This is a genomic window from Streptomyces sp. NPDC047072 (genome assembly GCF_040643855.1).
Classification (GTDB): Bacteria; Actinomycetota; Actinomycetes; order Streptomycetales; family Streptomycetaceae; genus Streptomyces.
This window is the reverse complement of record NZ_JBEYVC010000020.1, coordinates 1-15,822: the sequence shown is the minus strand read 5'-3', so window position 1 is coordinate 15,822 and position 15,822 is coordinate 1. Positions and strand designations below refer to the sequence as shown.

The following is a 15,822-nucleotide window of genomic DNA, read 5'->3' as shown; positions in this document are numbered from 1 at the left end:
TGGGTGCGGAGGCACCACTACGACGGCTTCCTCGCCACGAGGTAGGCGCGGGGCAGCTTCTCGTCGTCCAGGGGTTCTCGCAGTACTCGGGCGATCACCTGGAAGCCGGCCTTGGTGAGGGGGGCGGCCACTGCTTCCGGGGTGCGCAGCCAGTAGTCCAGGGAGATTTTGTGGCCGTAGCGTTCGTCGAGGTGCATGTGGGGGTCGCCCTGTTCGTACTGGAAGCCGATCAGGGCGTGGGCGCCGGGGGACAGGACTCGGTGGAACTCGGCGAAGGCCTGCGGTAGGTGGTCGTCCGGGACGTGGATGATCGAGTAGAGCGCTGTGATGCCGCCCAGGGTTTCCGACGGTAGGTCCAGGGAGGTCATCGAGCCCACGTGGAAGCGGAGGGCCGGGTGGGCTCTGCGGGCCAGTTCCACCATCTTCGGGGAGACGTCCACGCCGAAGACGGGGATGCCGAGTGCGTGGAGCGCCGCGGTCACGTGTCCTGGGCCGCTGCCGATGTCGGCGACCGGGCCGGCGTTCTGCTCCTTCACGAGTTCCGCGAAGCCGGTGATCTGGGCTCTGTCCAGCGTGGGGATGCCTGCCCAGTCCGAGAACTGCTCGGTGTAGGGCTCGGCGATCGTGTCGTACGCGGTGCGGGTGGCCCGTATGAAGTCGGGGGTGTCGGCGGTCACGGGGTGACCCTAGCGGGGGTTCGGGGGCCGTCAGGGGGAAAGGCGCGGGGCGCCGTGTGGAGTTTGCCTGGTGGTCATCGGGGGGTGGGGTGGGGGGACTTGAGGGATTCGAGGAACGTGGTGAAGGGGGCGGCGGGGAAGACGAGGGTCGCCTTGGCCGGGGCCTTGGAGTCGCGTACGGCTATGCGGGAGTGCAGGTGGGCCACCTCCACGCAGGCGTTGCCGTCGCCGCCGCCGGAATAGGAGGACTTCCGCCAGATGTCGGGGGTGTTCATCGGGTGCCTCACAGCTCTTTGGCCAGCCGGTGGATCAGGTCGCGGGACTGTTCGGGATCGAGTGACGCCGCCTCTACTCTACGGAAGAGCGTTCGAAAGACGCCGAGTTGAGTCTCCGCGTCGATGAACACCGTGCCGTGTGGGGCGTCGCGGACCACCGTGTCCAGCTTGGGGATGCTGCCGCCGGCGTAGATCATCGCGCTGCCGGTGTCGTCGAAGCGTTCCAGGCTGAACGGGATGATCCGGACGGTGATGTGATCCGCTTCGGAGAGTTCCAGGATGCGGGCGAGCTGGGTCTGCGAGGTGGTCCGGCCGCCGACTCTGATGCGTAGTGCCGCCTCGTGGATCACTGCCCGGTAGGGGATCGGTGTCGGCCCCTTGAGGATCACCCGACGCTGCATGCGGTGCCGCACGCGCAACTCGCGATCGGTATCGGGGAGTTCGGGGATGCGGGTCGAGAAGAGTGCCCGTGCGTAGTCCTCGGTCTGCAGGAGGCCCGACACGTGCAGCAGGTCCACGTCCCATCGGAAGGTGGCGTTGTGTTCCAGCTCGGAGAGGTCCAGGAACGGCGTGGGCAGTTGCTCCCGGTACTCCTCCCACCAGCCGCGTGTCCGGTCGGTGGCCACGTGTACGAGGGCTGAGATCAACTTCTCGTCGGAGCAGGAGTAGTTGGCCGCCATGGTGCGCAGGCGCTTCTCGCTCACTCCGGTCTGGGCGAACTCGATCTGGCTGATCTGGCCGGAGCTCACCCCGAGCAGGGCGGCCGCTTCCCGTCCTGTGAGGCCGGCCTGCTCCCGCAGTCTGCGGAGTTCGGTCCCCAGTCGCATCTGGCGTGCAGTGGGTTCCGGCCTCAGTCCCGCCATGGAGCGCTCCTCGGATCAACACGCCGGTGGGCGCGACTCGTTCGGGGTCAGATTACGCGATTCGATTGCTAGACCTGGAATTACAGGTCTACCGTCGGTGGCGTAACGCGCACTCTGCGAAATCGCTCTGTCGAACTGGAGTTGACCCATGCCTGAAAACGAACCCTGGGAGTACACGCTGTACATCCCCAACGACGTCCGTGCCGTCACCGTTGCCCGTCGTACCCTTCGGCTCGTTCTGACGATGCACGGGCTGATCCGGCTCGTCGACACCGCGGAGCTGCTCGCCGCGGAGTTGGTCTCCAATGCCGTACGGCATACGAAAGGGCCCGCTGCGCTGCGGGTGCGGTGGGCGGGTGGGGTGTTGCGGGTCGGGGCCTGGGATGCGGATCCTGAACTTCCTGAGCCGCCCGGTGAGTTGGGGGAGCTGGGGGAGGCGGGGCGGGGGCTCGCGTTGGTCAAGGCGTGTGCCGATGTGTGGGGGTGGCAGCCGTTGGCCAGGTGCGGGAGTCGGGGAAAGTTCGTGTGGTGTGAGTTGGCGGCTGCTTAGGCGTGGCCGTTGGGCCGCCCGCTTCTTTCTGAGGGTCGCGCTTCCGCGAGCCGAGTCAAGGGCGCTGCGCGTCGGCTTCGCCGATGACCCTTCGGGTCACCCCTGACACGGCTCCCTCCAGCGCGGGGGAGAAGCGAGCGGGCGGCCTGGGGAGAGCGGGGGCCAAGTGGGTTCGTCGTAGGGGCTGTTGGGTTGTGGGCCGGAGTAGGGGCGTGCGCGGTCGCGTCTCGCCTGCACGCCGGGTGGGTCGGCGGCGAGCGGCTGTCGGGTGTTGCGTGTCGGGTGCCCGGTGCGCCGCAACGGCACTGTCGGCGTCGCTAAGGTGCAGCCCGTGAGCGCCGACACCCCCGACTTCATACGGGCCACCCGAACCGCGTACGACACCATCGCCGAGCCCTACTCCGAGCAGTTCTCGGACTGGCTCGGGATTCAGACCCTGGACAGAGGTCTGATCAGTGGGTTCGCGGAGTTGGTGAAGGAGCAGAACCTCGGGCCGGTCGCCGATGTCGGCAGTGGGCCGGGGCACGCCACCGCCCGGTTCCATGAACTCGGGATTCCCGTCTTCGGGGTGGATGTCTCGCCCAAGATGGTGGAGTTGGCCCGCCGTGCCCATCCCGAACTCCGGTTCCACGTCGGCTCGATGACGGCTCTGGACCTGCCGTCCGGGACGCTGGGCGGCATCACAGCGCTCTACTCGACCATCCATGTCCCGGACGACCAACTTCCCACCGCCTTCGCCGAGTTCCATCGTGTGCTGAGGGCCGGTGGGCATGTCCTCCTCGGGTTCCAGACCTCGGACGAGAACGATCGCCTTCATCTGACCGAACGTTTCGGTCACGAGATCGACCTCGACTACTACTGGCGTACGCCGGACACGGTCGCCGGACTTCTCACCGCGGCCGGCCTCCAGGTCGTCAGCCGGGTGCGCTGTGAGGCGCTGGACGGCAAGAAGTACCCGCGGGCGTACGTCGTGGCGAGGAAGCCCGGCTGACGAGGGCCGGCCTGCGGTCACCGTGAGCGCGCGACGGTCTCCACCAGCTCCTGAACGGTCCTCGCCGGGCGCCCGATCGTCGTCTCCAGCGTGGGGTCCGTCACGGCGAACTCTCCCTCCCGGGACGCGGTGAACATCGTCAGGAGGAACTCCGCCAGCGGGCGCGGCACCCCGGCCGTGATCGCCGCGGTCGTCCACTCGTCGTCGTCCATGACGACTCGGGTGACGGTTCGGCCCGTGGTGTGGGTGAGTATCGCGGCGATCTCGGTGAAGTCCAGCGTGCGGGGTGCGGTCAGCGGGGGCGTGATGCCGTAAAGCGGGGCTTCCTCCGTCAGGGCCGTCGCTGCCGCCTCCGCCAGGTCCTCGTGGGACGTCCAGGACACCGGGCCGTCGTGCGGTACGGCGAGCGCGCCCGTCTCCAGTGCCGTGCCGAGGTAGGCGCGGAGCGTGGCCGCGTACTCGACGAGTGGCTGGGTCGCTGAACCGGGTCCGCGTCATCGGGATCCCGCCGTCCGGGTGAATTCCGTGATCCGTGCACCCTGGGTGCCCGGCCGCGTTCCGGCGGTGATGGTTCCGGGACTCTGCCCCGGTTTCGCCGCCGTCCGGTCCCGACAGGTGAACAAACCGGCGCGTGGGCGACTGCCCGTGGTATCCGTGGGGAAACGGAGTTTCTACCCACCTCCAGCCAGTCCCATGCGTCGAGCGGCCAGATTTTCCTCCCCTGACGGGTTGAAGTTTTGTTGATCGAGGGTCAGGCGGCCACTGAGGCGTCCTACGCTTAAGAGGGTGAAGCAACTGATGTCACCAGAGTCCGAGGTCGACCCCGCCGGAGAACAGCTCCCCGGCACCCTTCCCGCGTCGCTGCACGCCGAACTCGTCGCGTTCCGGCGCGACCTGCACATGCACCCGGAGCTCGGCAACCAGGAGTTCCGCACCACCGCGGCGATCAAGGAACGGCTGGAGAAGGCCGGGCTGAAGCCGCGCGTGCTCGCCGTCGGGACCGGGCTCATCTGTGACATCGGCGACTGGGACGGCGGACGCCCCATGCTCGCCCTGCGCGCCGACATCGACGGCCTGCCCATCCCGGACACCAAGAGCGAGTGCTCGTACCGCTCGACCGTGCCCGACCGGGCGCACGCCTGTGGGCATGACGTGCATACGACGGTGGTGTTGGGCGCGGGTCTCGTCCTCGCCGAGCTCGACAGGAAGGGGCTGCTGCCGCGGCCCGTGCGGCTGCTCTTCCAGCCCGCCGAAGAGGTGCTGCCCGGCGGCGCCGCCGACGCCATCGACTGCGGGGTGCTTGAGGGGGTCGGGCAGATCCTCGCCGTGCACTGCGACCCGCGCGTCGACGCCGGGAGGATCGGGCTGCGGACCGGCGCCATCACCTCCGCGTGCGATCGGCTGGAGATCTCCCTCGACGGGCCCGGCGGCCACACCGCCCGGCCGCACCTCACCACCGACCTCGTCACCGCCGCCGCCCGCGTCGTCACCGACGTGCCCGCCATCGTCGGCCGGCGCATCGACACCCGCGCCGGGCTCGCCGTCACCTGGGGCCGGATCGAGTCGGGGCACGCGCCGAACGTCATCCCGCAGCACGCCGAACTCTCCGGGACCGTGCGCTGCCTCGACATCGAGGCCTGGCGGCAGGCCCCCGACATCGTCGTCGCCGCGATCGACGAGGTCGCCAACCTGCACGGGGCCAAGTCCGAGATCAACTACGTCCGGGGCGTCCCGCCCGTCGTCAACCACGCGGACTCCACCGAGTTGATCCGCACCGCCATGACCGCCCGGCGCGGCGCCGACTCCGTCGAGAGCACCGAGCAGAGCCTCGGCGGCGAGGACTTCTCCTGGTACCTGGAGCACGTCCCGGGCGCGATGGCCCGCCTCGGCGTGCGGACGCCCGGCGAGCGGACCGTGCGCGACCTGCACCAGGGCGACTTCGACGCCGACGAGCACGCCATCACCGTAGGCGTGGAGATGTTCACGGCGGCGGCCCTCCTGGACGCCGCGAGCTGATCGGATCCCGGCGAACGGCCCCCGCGGGGGCCGTTCCGCCACCCGGCGCAACATGCTCGTAAGCCAATCGTGCGCTCATCGCAACCAGGGTGTGCGAAGGCCCCAGAGCCTCAGTTCAGACGGTGTTTGCCTCGAATCGATAACGGCTTCGTTGGGGGTCTGTTTCCGACATCTACGCGCGTTACGATGCCGCGAAGCCGACGCCGCAGGGGCGTGCAGGCCCGAGCACTGGCATGGTGCTCACATGAAGCGCCGACAAGGCGCTCAGGTCAGGTGAAGGAGCCTCCCGTGCGCCGGGTAGCCAAGCTTTCCGCTGCGTGTATCGCGACCGCAGCTCTCGCACTGACTGCCACCGCGTGTGGCAGCACCTCCTCCGAGAACGACAGCTCGTCCTCCTCGTCGTCGGACGGCGGCAAGGGCGGCATCAAGATCGGCCTCGCCTACGACGTCGGCGGCCGCGGCGACCGCTCCTTCAACGACTCCGCCGCGCGCGGTGCCGACAAGGCCGAGAAGGAGTTCGGCGGTTCCATCAAGGAGCTGACCGCCAAGAGCTCCGACACCGAGGCCGACCGCGAGCAGCGCCTGACCGACCTGGCGGACGCCGGCTACAACCCGATCGTGGCAGTCGGCTTCTCCTACGCCACCTCGATCGACAAGGTCGCCCCCAAGTACCCGAAGGTCAGCTTCGGCCTCATCGACTCGGTGGCGAAGGCCACGAACGTCGACAGCATCACCTTCACCGAGGAGCAGGGTTCCTACCTCGCCGGTGTCGCCGCGGCGCTGAAGACCAAGAAGGACCACGTCGGCTTCATCGGCGGTGTGGACACCCCGCTGATCAAGAAGTTCGAGGCGGGCTACGCCCAGGGCGTCAAGGACACCAAGCCCTCGGTCAAGGTCGACGTCCAGTACCTGACCCACGGTTCGGACTTCTCCGGCTTCGCCGACCCCGCCAAGGGCAAGGAGGCCGCGTCCGGCATGCTCGACAACGGCGCCGACGTGATCTACGCCGCGGCCGGTTCCTCCGGCAACGGCTCGATCGAGGCCGTCTCCGGCGTCAAGGGCGCCTGGGCCATCGGCGTGGACTCGGACCAGTACAACATCCCGGGTCTGGCCAAGTTCAAGAACTCGATCCTGACCTCCATGGTCAAGAACGTCGACACCGGCGTCTACGACTTCATCAAGTCCGTCAACGACGGCAAGCCGCTGACCGGCAACCAGATCTACTCCCTGGCCAAGGGCGGTGTCAGCCTCTCCACCAGCGGTGGCTTCATCGACGACATCAAGACGCAGATCGATGACGCGAAGAAGAAGATCATCGACGGCACCGTCAAGGTCAAGACCAGCTGACCTCACGGTTCCCGCCGGAACCCCGGCTCGGCGCAGGGGCCTTGTCAAGCCCCTCGCCGAGCCATAACAATGTGTCAACTCTACGCGTGTAGCGCGGAGTTGCCGCGCTAGCGTCGCCGACGCCTGCCCCCTCCTACGCAGCCCCTTTCCCCCAGGAGAGTGCGCCATCAACGCGTCCAGCCCTCCCGCTGCCGTCGAACTGCGCGGCATCACCAAGCGCTTCCCCGGTGTCGTGGCCAACAAGGACATCGACATCACCGTCCGCACCGGCACCGTGCACGCCCTGTGCGGTGAGAACGGCGCCGGCAAGTCCACCCTGATGAAGATCCTCTACGGCATGCAGCAGCCGGACGAGGGCACCATCACGGTCGGCGGCGAGACCGTCACCTTCAACAACCCCGCCGACGCCATCGCCCGCGGCATCGGCATGGTCCACCAGCACTTCATGCTCGCCGACAACCTCACCGTCCTGGAGAACGTCGTCCTGGGCGCGGAGAAGCTGTACGGCATCGGCGCCAAGGCCCGTACGAAGATCCGGGAGATCTCCGAGGCGTACAGCCTGAACGTCCGCCCGGACGTCCTCCTGGAAGAACTCGGCGTCGCCGACCGCCAGCGCGTGGAGATCCTCAAGGTCCTCTACCGCGGCGCCAAGACCCTCATCCTCGACGAGCCCACCGCCGTCCTCGTGCCGCAGGAGGTCGACGCCCTCTTCGACAACCTGCGGGAGCTGAAGGCGGAAGGCCTCACGGTCATCTTCATCTCGCACAAGCTCGGCGAAGTCCTCTCCGTGGCCGACGAGATCACCGTCATCCGCCGCGGCACCACCGTCGGCACCGTCGAGCCCGCCGGCACCACCCCCAAGCAGCTCGCCGAGCTGATGGTCGGCAGCGAACTGCCCACCCCGGAGACCGAGGAGTCCACGGTCACCGACGTCCCGCTGCTCAAGCTGGACGGCCTGCGCCTGGCCCAGACCGACCTCGACGGCGTCGAGCGCATCATCCTCGACGACATCTCCTTCACCATCCACAAGGGCGAGGTCCTCGGCATCGCCGGCGTGGAGGGCAACGGCCAGTCCGAGCTGGTCGAGGCGATCATGGGCATCCGCGACCCCGACGCCGGCGTCATCACCCTCGACGACACCGACATCTCGCACGCGCCCACCCGCCGCCGCCGCGAGGCCGGCGTCGGCTACATCCCCGAGGACCGCCACCGCCACGGCCTGCTCCTCGAAGCCCCGCTGTGGGAGAACCGCATCCTCGGCCATGTCACCGAGAAGCCCAACTCCCGCGGCCAGCTGCTCGACATCAAGGCGGCCCGCAGCGACACCGAGCGCATCATCCAGTCGTACGACGTCCGCACCCCCGGTATCGACGTCACCGCCGCCTCCCTCTCCGGCGGCAACCAGCAGAAGCTGATCGTCGGCCGCGAGATGAGCCACGCGCCCAAGCTGCTCATCGCCGCCCACCCCACCCGCGGTGTGGACGTCGGCGCACAGGCCGCGATCTGGGACCACATCCGCGAGGCCCGCCGCGAGGGCCTGGCCGTGCTGCTGATCTCCGCCGACCTGGACGAGCTGATCGGCCTGTCGGACACCCTGCGGGTGATGTACCGCGGCCGCCTGGTCGCCGACGCCGACCCCGCCACGATCACTCCCGAGGAGCTGGGCTCCGCGATGACGGGTGCGGCCACCGGCCACCTGGAGCACACGACGGACGCCGAGAGCGACGAGGACGACGCCCGATGAACAAGCTGACCCAACGCATCGACAAGGAGCGGCTGCTCCTCGGCGTCGCGGCGCCGCTGCTCGCGATCGTCGCCGCGCTCGTCGTCACCACCCTGGTGATCCTCTCCACCGGCAAGAACCCGGGCGCCGCCTTCAGCGACATGGTGACCTACGGCTCCGCCAGCGACAGCCAGGTCTACATCCTCAACAAGGCGACCACCTACTACCTGGCGGGCGTCTCGGTGGCCATCGGCTTCCGGATGAACCTGTTCAACATCGGCGTCGACGGCCAGTACCGCATCGCCGCGTTCATCGCCGCCGTCCTCGGCGGCGCGCTGACCACGCCGGGCTGGATCTCCATCCCGCTGATCATCCTGTGCGCCATGGGCACTGGCGCCCTGTGGGCGGCCATCGCGGGCGTCCTCAAGGTGACCCGCGGGGTCAGCGAGGTCATCTCGACGATCATGCTGAACTCCATCGCCACCGCGATCATCGCCTACCTCCTCCAGCCCGGGAAGCTCGCCGAACTCCAGGCCGGCGGCACCGTCGTCTCCACCAAGCCGCTGCCCGAGTCGTCGTACTTCTTCCAGATCGACACGGGCGCGGCGGGCGAGCTGTGGGGCTTCATCGTCATCGCCGTGATCGTCGGCATCGCCTACTGGTTCGTGCTCGGCCGCACCCGGTTCGGCTTCGACCTGCGCACCGTCGGCCAGTCCGAGTCCGCGGCCGCCGCGAGCGGTGTGTCGGTGAAGAAGATGGTCGCCACCAGCATGGTCATCTCGGGCGCGGTCGCCGGCCTGATCGGTATGCCGACCCTGCTCAACGACAGCCACCAGTTCAGCAACGACTTCCCGGTCGGCATCGGCTTCACCGGTATCGCCATCGCGCTGCTCGGCCGCAACCACCCGATCGGCATCGCGCTCGGCGCCCTGCTGTGGGGCTTCCTGGAGCGCACCACCAACCACCTGGAGTTCGAGGGCTACGACAAGGAGATCCTCGGCGTGATCCAGGGCGTCATCGTCCTGTGCGTCGTCATCGCCTACGAGGTCGTACGACGCTACGGACTCAAGCGCCAGCAGCAGCGGGTCGGCGCCGAGCTCGCCGCCCAGGCCGCCACCCCGACCCAGAAGCAGGAGGTGGCGCGATGACTGCCACGATGACCGACACGCCGCCCCCCGCGGCCCCCAAGGCGGACAGCGCCGAGACCCGGTCGGGCCGCTCGCTCGGCCAGATCCTGATGATCGTCGCCGGCGCCCTGCTGCTCATCGCGGCGGTGCGGGTCATCTCCGGCTCCGAGCAGCTCACCTCCGAGGGCCAGGTCTCCGCCGCCCTCAGCCTCGCCGTGCCGATCGGCCTCGCGGGCCTGGCCGGTCTGTGGTCCGAGCGCTCCGGCGTGGTCAACATCGGCCTCGAAGGCATGATGATCCTCGGCACCTTCGGGGCCGGCTGGATCGGCTGGCAGTCCAGCCCCTGGCTCGGTCTGCTGTGCGGTGTCGGCTTCGGTGTCCTCGGCGGTCTGCTGCACGCGGTCGCGACCGTCACCTTCGGCGTCGACCACATCGTCTCCGGTGTCGCGATCAACCTCCTCGCGCTCGGCGCCACCCAGTACCTCGCCAAGCTCTTCTTCGTGGACGGCAAGGCGGCGGAGGCGGGCGGCAACCCCAAGCAGTCCCCGCCGGTGGACTCGCTGCCCGACTTCGACGTCCCGGGCCTGTCCAGCGGGCTGCACTCCATCGAGAACCACCACTGGTTCCTGATCTCCGACCTCGCCGGCATCCTCGGCGGCCTGGTCACCGACCTGTCCGTGGTCACCGTCCTCGCGATCGCGCTGTTCGTCGCCAGCTGGTGGCTGCTGTGGCGCACCCCGTTCGGTCTGCGGCTGCGCTCCTGCGGCGAGAACCCGATCGCCGCGGAGTCCCTCGGCGTCAACGTCTACAAGTACAAGTACGCGGCCGTGGCCGTCTCCGGCGGCCTCGCGGGCCTCGGCGGCGCCTTCCTCGCGCTGGTCACCTCGCACACCTACCTCGAAGGCCAGACGGGCGGCCGCGGTTACATCGGTCTCGCCGCCATGATCTTCGGCAACTGGCGGCCCGGCGGACTCGCCATGGGCGCGGGCCTGTTCGGCTACTCCGACGCGCTCCAGCTGCGCAACGGCGGCGAGACCGTCCACGCGCTGCTCCTCCTGCTGTTCGTGCTGCTCGTCGCGATGGCCGGCTGGAAGCTGTACAAGAAGGCTCTCGTTCAGGGTGTCATCAGCGCCGTCGTGGCCGTGGGCGTCCTGGTCTGGTACCTGACCACCGACGAGGTCCCGAGCGACTTCGTGGGCGCGACCCCGTATGTCGTCACGCTGCTGGTGCTGTCGCTGTCCGCGCAGCGCCTCAGGATGCCGAAGGCGGACGGCATGCGGTACCGGAAGGGCCAGGGCAAGTGACGGGCGTCGACTGGGGCGCGCTCAGGACCGCCGCCCGGGGCGCCATGTCCCGGGCCTACGCCCCCTACTCCGGCTACCCCGTCGGCGTGGCCGCCCTGGTCGACGACGGCCGCACGATCACCGGCTGCAACGTCGAGAACGCCTCCTACGGACTCGGCCTGTGCGCCGAGTGCGGACTGGTCTCGGAGCTGCAGAACACGGGCGGCGGCCGGCTCACGCACTTCACGTGCGTGGACGGCCGGGGCGAGGTGCTCGTCCCCTGCGGCCGCTGCCGGCAGCTGCTCTACGAGTTCGGCGGCGCCGATCTCCTCCTGGAGACCCCGGAGGGGATCCTGCCGCTGTCGGAGATGCTCCCGCAGGCCTTCGGGCCGGGGCATCTCACCAAGTAATTCCCGGAAGGAAAGCCCTGCATGGCCATGGACGTCATCTCCGTCATCCGCACCAAGCGGGACCGCGGCGAACTCAGCGACGAGCAGATCGACTGGGTCATCGACGCGTACACCCGCGGGGAGGTCGCCGACGAGCAGATGTCCGCGCTCGCGATGGCCATCCTGCTCAACGGCATGAACCGCCGCGAGATCGCCCGCTGGACGGCGGCGATGATCGCGTCGGGCGAGCGGATGGACTTCTCGTCGCTCTCCCGCCCGACCGCCGACAAGCACTCCACGGGTGGTGTCGGCGACAAGATCACGCTGCCGCTCGCTCCGCTGGTGGCGGCGTGCGGGGCGGCCGTCCCGCAGCTGTCCGGGCGCGGCCTCGGCCACACCGGCGGCACGCTGGACAAGCTGGAGTCGATCCCGGGCTGGCGCGCGCTGCTCTCCAACGAGGAGATGCTGTCGGTGCTGGACGGCACCGGCGCGGTGATCTGCGCGGCGGGCGACGGACTGGCCCCGGCCGACAAGAAGCTGTACGCCCTGCGGGACGTGACGGGGACGGTCGAAGCGATCCCGCTGATCGCCTCGTCGATCATGTCGAAGAAGATCGCGGAGGGCACGGGCTCGCTCGTGCTCGACGTCAAGGTCGGCACCGGCGCGTTCATGAAGACCGTCGAGGACGCACGGGAGTTGGCGTCCACGATGGTCGGCCTGGGCACGGACCACGGCGTGAAGACGGTGGCCCTGCTGACGGACATGTCGACGCCGCTCGGCCGCACGGCGGGCAACGCGCTGGAGGTCCGCGAGTCGGTGGAGGTCCTGGCGGGCGGCGGCCCCTCGGACGTGGTCGAGCTGACCCTCGCCCTGGCCCACGAGATGCTCGACGCGGCGGGCGTGGACGCCGACCCGGCGAAGGCCCTGGCCGACGGTTCGGCGATGGACGTCTGGCGGCGGATGATCGCGGCGCAGGGCGGCGACCCGGACGCGGAGCTGCCGGTGGCGCGCGAACAGCACGTCATCAAGGCACCGTCCTCGGGCGTCCTGACCCGCCTCGATGCGTACGACATCGGCGTGGCCGCGTGGCGCCTCGGCGCGGGGCGTGCGCGCAAGGAGGACTCGGTGCAGGCGGGGGCGGGCGTGGAACTGCACGCCAAGCCCGGCGACACGGTGACCGAGGGCCAGCCGTTGCTGACCCTCCACACGGACACCCCGGAACGCTTCGAGTACGCGCTCGAGTCGATCGAGGGGTCCTACGACATCGGGGCGGCGGGTACGGGCTTCGCAGGGTCGCCTGTCGTGCTGGAACGTATCGCCTGACCTGGAATTTCCTCATTTGGGTGAACGGGATCGGTGGACCGCCGCCGGTCCCGTTCGGCATGCTGGGATCGGTGACGTGACGAACGGAGACCGCCATGAGCGCACTCGCAGCCGAGTCCGGGGTCCCTGAGGGTACGGATTGGGACGAGATCGTCCGTGTCTGGGAGGAGACGGACGCCCCCGAGGGCAGCAAGGTGGAGATCATTGAAGGGATCGTCACCGTGCCGCCGCCGCCGTCCGAAGAACACAACGACACTGCTGAGTTGGTGCAGCGTCGCTTGTACACAGCAATTCCAGACGACTGGGGTGTCTATCAGACACTCGGCCTCACGTGCCCGGAGTCGGGTGGCCTCTTCATGCCAGACCTGTGCGTGGTGCCGAGGGCTGCCCTGCGCCGCGGAACGCGCGTGCATGCGGGCGAAGCCGAACTCGTCGTCGAGGTCACGTCCAAGAGCAATGCGAACCACGATCGCATCAAGAAGGCTCACGGATACGCGGTGGCAGGCGTACCGCTCTATCTCCTGTTGGACGCCTGGCAGTCGGGACGTCCCACGGCGACGCTCTATGGAGAACCGCAGAGCGGCACATATCGAGTCCTCGATTCAGTGGAGTACGGCGAGGAACTGACGCTGCCCGCACCGTTCAAGCTGGCCCTGGACACCGGCATCTTCCCGCTGAGCTGAGGGCCTCACCCCAACAACGCCGCGACCCCCACCAGCACCGGTACCGACAGCACCGTCGACACCAGGATCGAGTCGCGGGCCAATCGCACGCCGACGCCGTAGGTCGACGCGTAGGTGAACAGGTTCTGGGCCGCCGGTAGTGCCGACGTCACCACCACGTCCAGGAGCGGTGCGCCACGCAGGCCGAAGACCCCCGCCGCCAGTGCCCACGCCACCGCCGGCTGGCCCACCGACTTCAACGCGACCGAGAGCAGGACGAGCCCCCGGTCCGGGCCCCGGCCGGGCATCGTGCTGCCGCACAGGGAGATGCCGAAGGCCAGCAGGACGGCCGGGACCGACATGCCGCCGATGAGGGTCAGGGGGTCCATGACCGGGGACGGGACGTGCACGCCCGCCGCCGAGACCGCCACACCGGCCAGCGAGCCGAGCGCGATCGGGTTGCGGAGGGGCGTCAGCAGGCGGCGCCACAAAGGACCCTTCTTGGCGTCGCCCGACGTCAGGTCCAGGACCGTCAGCGCGACCGGTGTCACCCCGACCAGCTGGAACAGCAGCACCGGCGCCACCAGCGACGCGTCGCCCAGGACGTACACCGCGATCGGGATACCGAGGTTGCCGGAGTTGACGTACGACGAGCACAGCGCGCCGATCGTCGTACGGCCCGCGCCCCAGTGCCGTACGACACCCACCGCGACGAAGACCCCCGCCACCGCCGCCGTGCTGAGCGCCGTGACCAGGAGGCGGCTGGAGAAGATCACGGAGAGGTCGGTGCGGGCCAGGGTCGTGAACAGCAGGGCCGGGGACGCCACATGGAACGCCAGCTTGGTCAGGACCTCGCGCCCCTGGTCGCCGAGGTAACCGCGCAGGCCGATCAGATAGCCGACGCCGATGACCACCGCGATCACCGCGAAGCCGGTCAGCACTCCCTGCACGGGGACTCCTCGCACGGGAACTTCTCAAAGGCGAGGAGGGCGTGACGTATCCAGGGAGGTGCTGATGGGTGGCGCATACAGGTAACCCTCGGGGGAAGGCGGCCCCCAGGTCAACGTGATCGTGCGTGACCGATGAGTTACCCCCGCCCGCCCGGTCTACCGTTCGTGGACGCCATGACACCCGCCGTACTCGTGCTGACCGGCCCCGTCACCCGGGACGAGGTGAGGGGGCTCTGTGACGAGCTGCGGGTGCTGATGGAGCGCACCCGCGCGAGAGTCGTGGTCTGCGATGTCGCCGGTCTCGGGCCGCCGGGGCTCGCCGCCGTCGACCTGCTCGCGCGGCTCCAGCTCACCGCCCGCCGGGCCGGGGGCCGGATCCGACTGCGCGACGCCGACCCCGCGCTACACGGTCTCCTCGGTCTGGTCGGGCTCTCCTTCGAGATGGAGGGGCAGGTCGAACAGGGGGAACCAGCGCTGGGTGTCCAGGAAGAAGTGGAACCCGGTGAGCCGGCCGTCTGAGATCTCCAGCACCTGGATCGACCAGGGGCTGTAGCCGCCCTTCTCCGGGTCCGGCTTGTACTGGGCGAAGCCCGGCAGGCCGTTGACCTGGACCGGCAGCAGGCGGGAGCCCTCGCAGGCCGAGCCGAGCGTCGTCATGAATCCGGCGATGTCGTCGTGGCCGGTCAGCCACAGGTCGAACGGCGGCATCGTCATGATGGCGTCCTCGTGGAGGAGGGCCGTCAGCGCCGTCATGTCGTAGCCCTCGAACGCCTTCACATAGCGCTCCAGGAGTTTCTGCTGCTCCTCGTCGAGCGGGTCGGAGACGGCCGCCTCGGCGCCGTGCTGTTGCCCTTCGGCGAGGGTCGCGCGGGCCCGCTGGAGGGCGCTGTTGACCGAGGCGACCGAGGTGTCGAGCAGTTCGGCGACCTCGCTGGCCTTCCACGCCAGCACCTCGCGCAGGATCAGGACCGCGCGCTGTTTGGGCGGGAGGTGCTGGAGGGCGGCCATGAAGGCGAGCCGGACGGTCTCCTTGGCGACGGCCGCCTCCGCCGGGTCCTCCACGGTCGGCAGTACGCGGGCGTCGGGCATCGGCTCCAGCCAGGTGTGGTCGGGGCGGGGGGAGAGGGCGGCCTGGGCGAGGGGCGTCGACTCGGTGAGGTCCATCGGCCTCGCGCGTTTGTTGCCCGCCGTGAGCATGTCCAGGCAGACGTTGGTCGCGATGCGGTACAGCCAGGAGCGGAGGCTGGAGCGGCCCTCGAACTTCTCGTAGCTCCGCCAGGCCCGGACCATCGTGTCCTGCACCGCGTCCTCGGCCTCGAAGGAGGAGCCGAGCATGCGGTAGCAGTACCCCGTCAGCTCGGTCCGGTGTTTCTCGAGCCTCAGATCGAGATCCGTCGTAGTCGCCGTACCGTCCGTCATCGTCCACCCACCCCTGTGGCCGTGCTGTGTCGCGCCTTTGCGCCCAGTACCTTGGAAGCTACCGCAGGGGTCTGACAATGGCGTGCCGAGTGGGCGAACGTGCAGGTCAGAGCGTTTCTCGCCCCCGCCGCCCCTACCCGTCCCATCCCCAGGGGGCGCTGCCCCCTTCGACCCCTGCTCCTCAAACGCCGGAGGGGCTGATTTCAGCCCGTCCGGCGTTTGAGGAC

17 protein-coding genes are annotated in these 15,822 nt (G+C 69.2%); 11 read left to right on the top strand and 6 right to left on the bottom strand.

Going from position 1 to position 15,822, the window contains the following annotated elements; all coding sequences use genetic code 11:
- Window positions 1-17 precede the first annotated feature (17 nt).
- The 3 genes from ABZ896_RS11815 to ABZ896_RS11805 all read right to left on the bottom strand — a co-directional run bounded on the left by ABZ896_RS11815 (window position 18) and on the right by ABZ896_RS11805 (window position 1,815).
- On the bottom strand, window positions 18-677 hold the full coding sequence (locus ABZ896_RS11815; RefSeq protein WP_360925823.1) for a class I SAM-dependent methyltransferase: 660 nt from the start codon (window positions 675-677) through the stop codon (window positions 18-20).
- Between the two features lie 74 nt (window positions 678-751).
- The gene (locus ABZ896_RS11810; RefSeq protein WP_360925820.1) at window positions 752-952 is read right to left on the bottom strand and encodes a DUF397 domain-containing protein; all 201 of its coding nucleotides are present in this window, start codon (window positions 950-952) and stop codon (window positions 752-754) included.
- 8 nt (window positions 953-960) lie between these two features.
- Window positions 961-1,815: a helix-turn-helix transcriptional regulator gene (locus ABZ896_RS11805; protein WP_360925817.1), complete on the bottom strand. Its 855-nt coding sequence runs from the start codon at window positions 1,813-1,815 to the stop codon at window positions 961-963.
- A 148-nt stretch (window positions 1,816-1,963) separates the two neighbouring features.
- Here ABZ896_RS11805 and ABZ896_RS11800 point away from each other — a divergent pair, with 148 nt between their 5' ends.
- The gene (locus tag ABZ896_RS11800; protein WP_360925814.1) at window positions 1,964-2,365 is read left to right on the top strand and encodes an ATP-binding protein; all 402 of its coding nucleotides are present in this window, start codon (window positions 1,964-1,966) and stop codon (window positions 2,363-2,365) included.
- A gap of 331 nt (window positions 2,366-2,696) precedes the next feature.
- On the top strand, window positions 2,697-3,356 hold the full coding sequence (locus ABZ896_RS11795; protein WP_360925811.1) for a class I SAM-dependent methyltransferase: 660 nt from the start codon (window positions 2,697-2,699) through the stop codon (window positions 3,354-3,356).
- 17 nt (window positions 3,357-3,373) lie between these two features.
- On the opposite strand, the gene ABZ896_RS11790 is transcribed toward ABZ896_RS11795, so the two are convergent.
- Window positions 3,374-3,739, bottom strand: a complete 366-nt coding sequence (locus tag ABZ896_RS11790) for a hypothetical protein (protein WP_360925808.1) — start codon at window positions 3,737-3,739, stop codon at window positions 3,374-3,376.
- Between the two features lie 415 nt (window positions 3,740-4,154).
- Here ABZ896_RS11790 and ABZ896_RS11785 point away from each other — a divergent pair, with 415 nt between their 5' ends.
- The 8 genes from ABZ896_RS11785 to ABZ896_RS11750 all read left to right on the top strand — a co-directional run bounded on the left by ABZ896_RS11785 (window position 4,155) and on the right by ABZ896_RS11750 (window position 13,247).
- Window positions 4,155-5,372: a M20 family metallopeptidase gene (locus ABZ896_RS11785; protein WP_360925805.1), complete on the top strand. Its 1,218-nt coding sequence runs from the start codon at window positions 4,155-4,157 to the stop codon at window positions 5,370-5,372.
- 288 nt (window positions 5,373-5,660) lie between these two features.
- Window positions 5,661-6,719: a BMP family ABC transporter substrate-binding protein gene (locus tag ABZ896_RS11780; protein WP_360925803.1), complete on the top strand. Its 1,059-nt coding sequence runs from the start codon at window positions 5,661-5,663 to the stop codon at window positions 6,717-6,719.
- Between the two features lie 199 nt (window positions 6,720-6,918).
- Window positions 6,919-8,463 (top strand): ABC transporter ATP-binding protein, encoded by a 1,545-nt coding sequence (locus tag ABZ896_RS11775; protein WP_360926037.1) that lies wholly within the window; start codon window positions 6,919-6,921, stop codon window positions 8,461-8,463.
- Window positions 8,460-9,590, top strand: a complete 1,131-nt coding sequence (locus tag ABZ896_RS11770) for an ABC transporter permease (RefSeq protein ID WP_360925800.1) — start codon at window positions 8,460-8,462, stop codon at window positions 9,588-9,590. Before ABZ896_RS11775 ends, ABZ896_RS11770 begins: the two co-directional genes overlap by 4 nt.
- Window positions 9,587-10,873, top strand: a complete 1,287-nt coding sequence (locus tag ABZ896_RS11765; protein ID WP_360925797.1) for an ABC transporter permease — start codon at window positions 9,587-9,589, stop codon at window positions 10,871-10,873. Before ABZ896_RS11770 ends, ABZ896_RS11765 begins: the two co-directional genes overlap by 4 nt.
- Complete coding sequence (locus ABZ896_RS11760) at window positions 10,870-11,262, top strand: cytidine deaminase (RefSeq protein ID WP_360925794.1); 393 nt, start codon at window positions 10,870-10,872, stop codon at window positions 11,260-11,262. Before ABZ896_RS11765 ends, ABZ896_RS11760 begins: the two co-directional genes overlap by 4 nt.
- A 27-nt stretch (window positions 11,263-11,289) precedes the next feature.
- The gene (locus ABZ896_RS11755; protein ID WP_360926034.1) at window positions 11,290-12,564 is read left to right on the top strand and encodes a thymidine phosphorylase; all 1,275 of its coding nucleotides are present in this window, start codon (window positions 11,290-11,292) and stop codon (window positions 12,562-12,564) included.
- Between the two features lie 95 nt (window positions 12,565-12,659).
- Window positions 12,660-13,247: a Uma2 family endonuclease gene (locus tag ABZ896_RS11750; protein WP_360925791.1), complete on the top strand. Its 588-nt coding sequence runs from the start codon at window positions 12,660-12,662 to the stop codon at window positions 13,245-13,247.
- A 5-nt stretch (window positions 13,248-13,252) separates the two neighbouring features.
- Here the strand turns inward: ABZ896_RS11750 and ABZ896_RS11745 are convergent, their stop codons facing one another.
- A complete protein-coding gene (locus ABZ896_RS11745) occupies window positions 13,253-14,176 on the bottom strand; it encodes an AEC family transporter (RefSeq protein ID WP_360925788.1) in 924 nt (307 codons plus the stop codon).
- 132 nt (window positions 14,177-14,308) lie between these two features.
- Between ABZ896_RS11745 and ABZ896_RS11740 the strand changes: the two genes are divergently transcribed.
- The gene (locus ABZ896_RS11740; protein WP_360925785.1) at window positions 14,309-14,695 is read left to right on the top strand and encodes an STAS domain-containing protein; all 387 of its coding nucleotides are present in this window, start codon (window positions 14,309-14,311) and stop codon (window positions 14,693-14,695) included.
- On the opposite strand, the gene ABZ896_RS11735 is transcribed toward ABZ896_RS11740, so the two are convergent.
- Window positions 14,579-15,595 carry a sigma-70 family RNA polymerase sigma factor gene (locus ABZ896_RS11735; protein ID WP_360925783.1) on the bottom strand — a complete coding sequence of 339 codons (1,017 nt, stop codon included), beginning with the start codon at window positions 15,593-15,595 and terminating at the stop codon, window positions 14,579-14,581. The genes ABZ896_RS11740 and ABZ896_RS11735 overlap by 117 nt on opposite strands.
- Between the last annotated feature and the right edge of the window lie 227 nt (window positions 15,596-15,822).

Bases quoted from the DNA above. Each gene is read 5' to 3' on its own strand.
- ABZ896_RS11810 (WP_360925820.1), bottom strand. From the start codon at position 952: ATGAACACCCCCGACATCTGGCGGAAGTCCTCCTATTCCGGCGGCGGC.
- ABZ896_RS11805 (WP_360925817.1), bottom strand. From the start codon at position 1,815: ATGGCGGGACTGAGGCCGGAACCCACTGCACGCCAGATGCGACTGGGG.
- ABZ896_RS11800 (WP_360925814.1), top strand. From the start codon at position 1,964: ATGCCTGAAAACGAACCCTGGGAGTACACGCTGTACATCCCCAACGAC.
- ABZ896_RS11785 (WP_360925805.1), top strand. From the start codon at position 4,155: ATGTCACCAGAGTCCGAGGTCGACCCCGCCGGAGAACAGCTCCCCGGC.
- ABZ896_RS11770 (WP_360925800.1), top strand. From the start codon at position 8,460: ATGAACAAGCTGACCCAACGCATCGACAAGGAGCGGCTGCTCCTCGGC.
- ABZ896_RS11765 (WP_360925797.1), top strand. From the start codon at position 9,587: ATGACTGCCACGATGACCGACACGCCGCCCCCCGCGGCCCCCAAGGCG.
- ABZ896_RS11755 (WP_360926034.1), top strand. From the start codon at position 11,290: ATGGACGTCATCTCCGTCATCCGCACCAAGCGGGACCGCGGCGAACTC.
- ABZ896_RS11750 (WP_360925791.1), top strand. From the start codon at position 12,660: ATGAGCGCACTCGCAGCCGAGTCCGGGGTCCCTGAGGGTACGGATTGG.
- ABZ896_RS11740 (WP_360925785.1), top strand. From the start codon at position 14,309: ATGAGTTACCCCCGCCCGCCCGGTCTACCGTTCGTGGACGCCATGACA.
- ABZ896_RS11735 (WP_360925783.1), bottom strand. From the start codon at position 15,595: ATGACGGACGGTACGGCGACTACGACGGATCTCGATCTGAGGCTCGAG.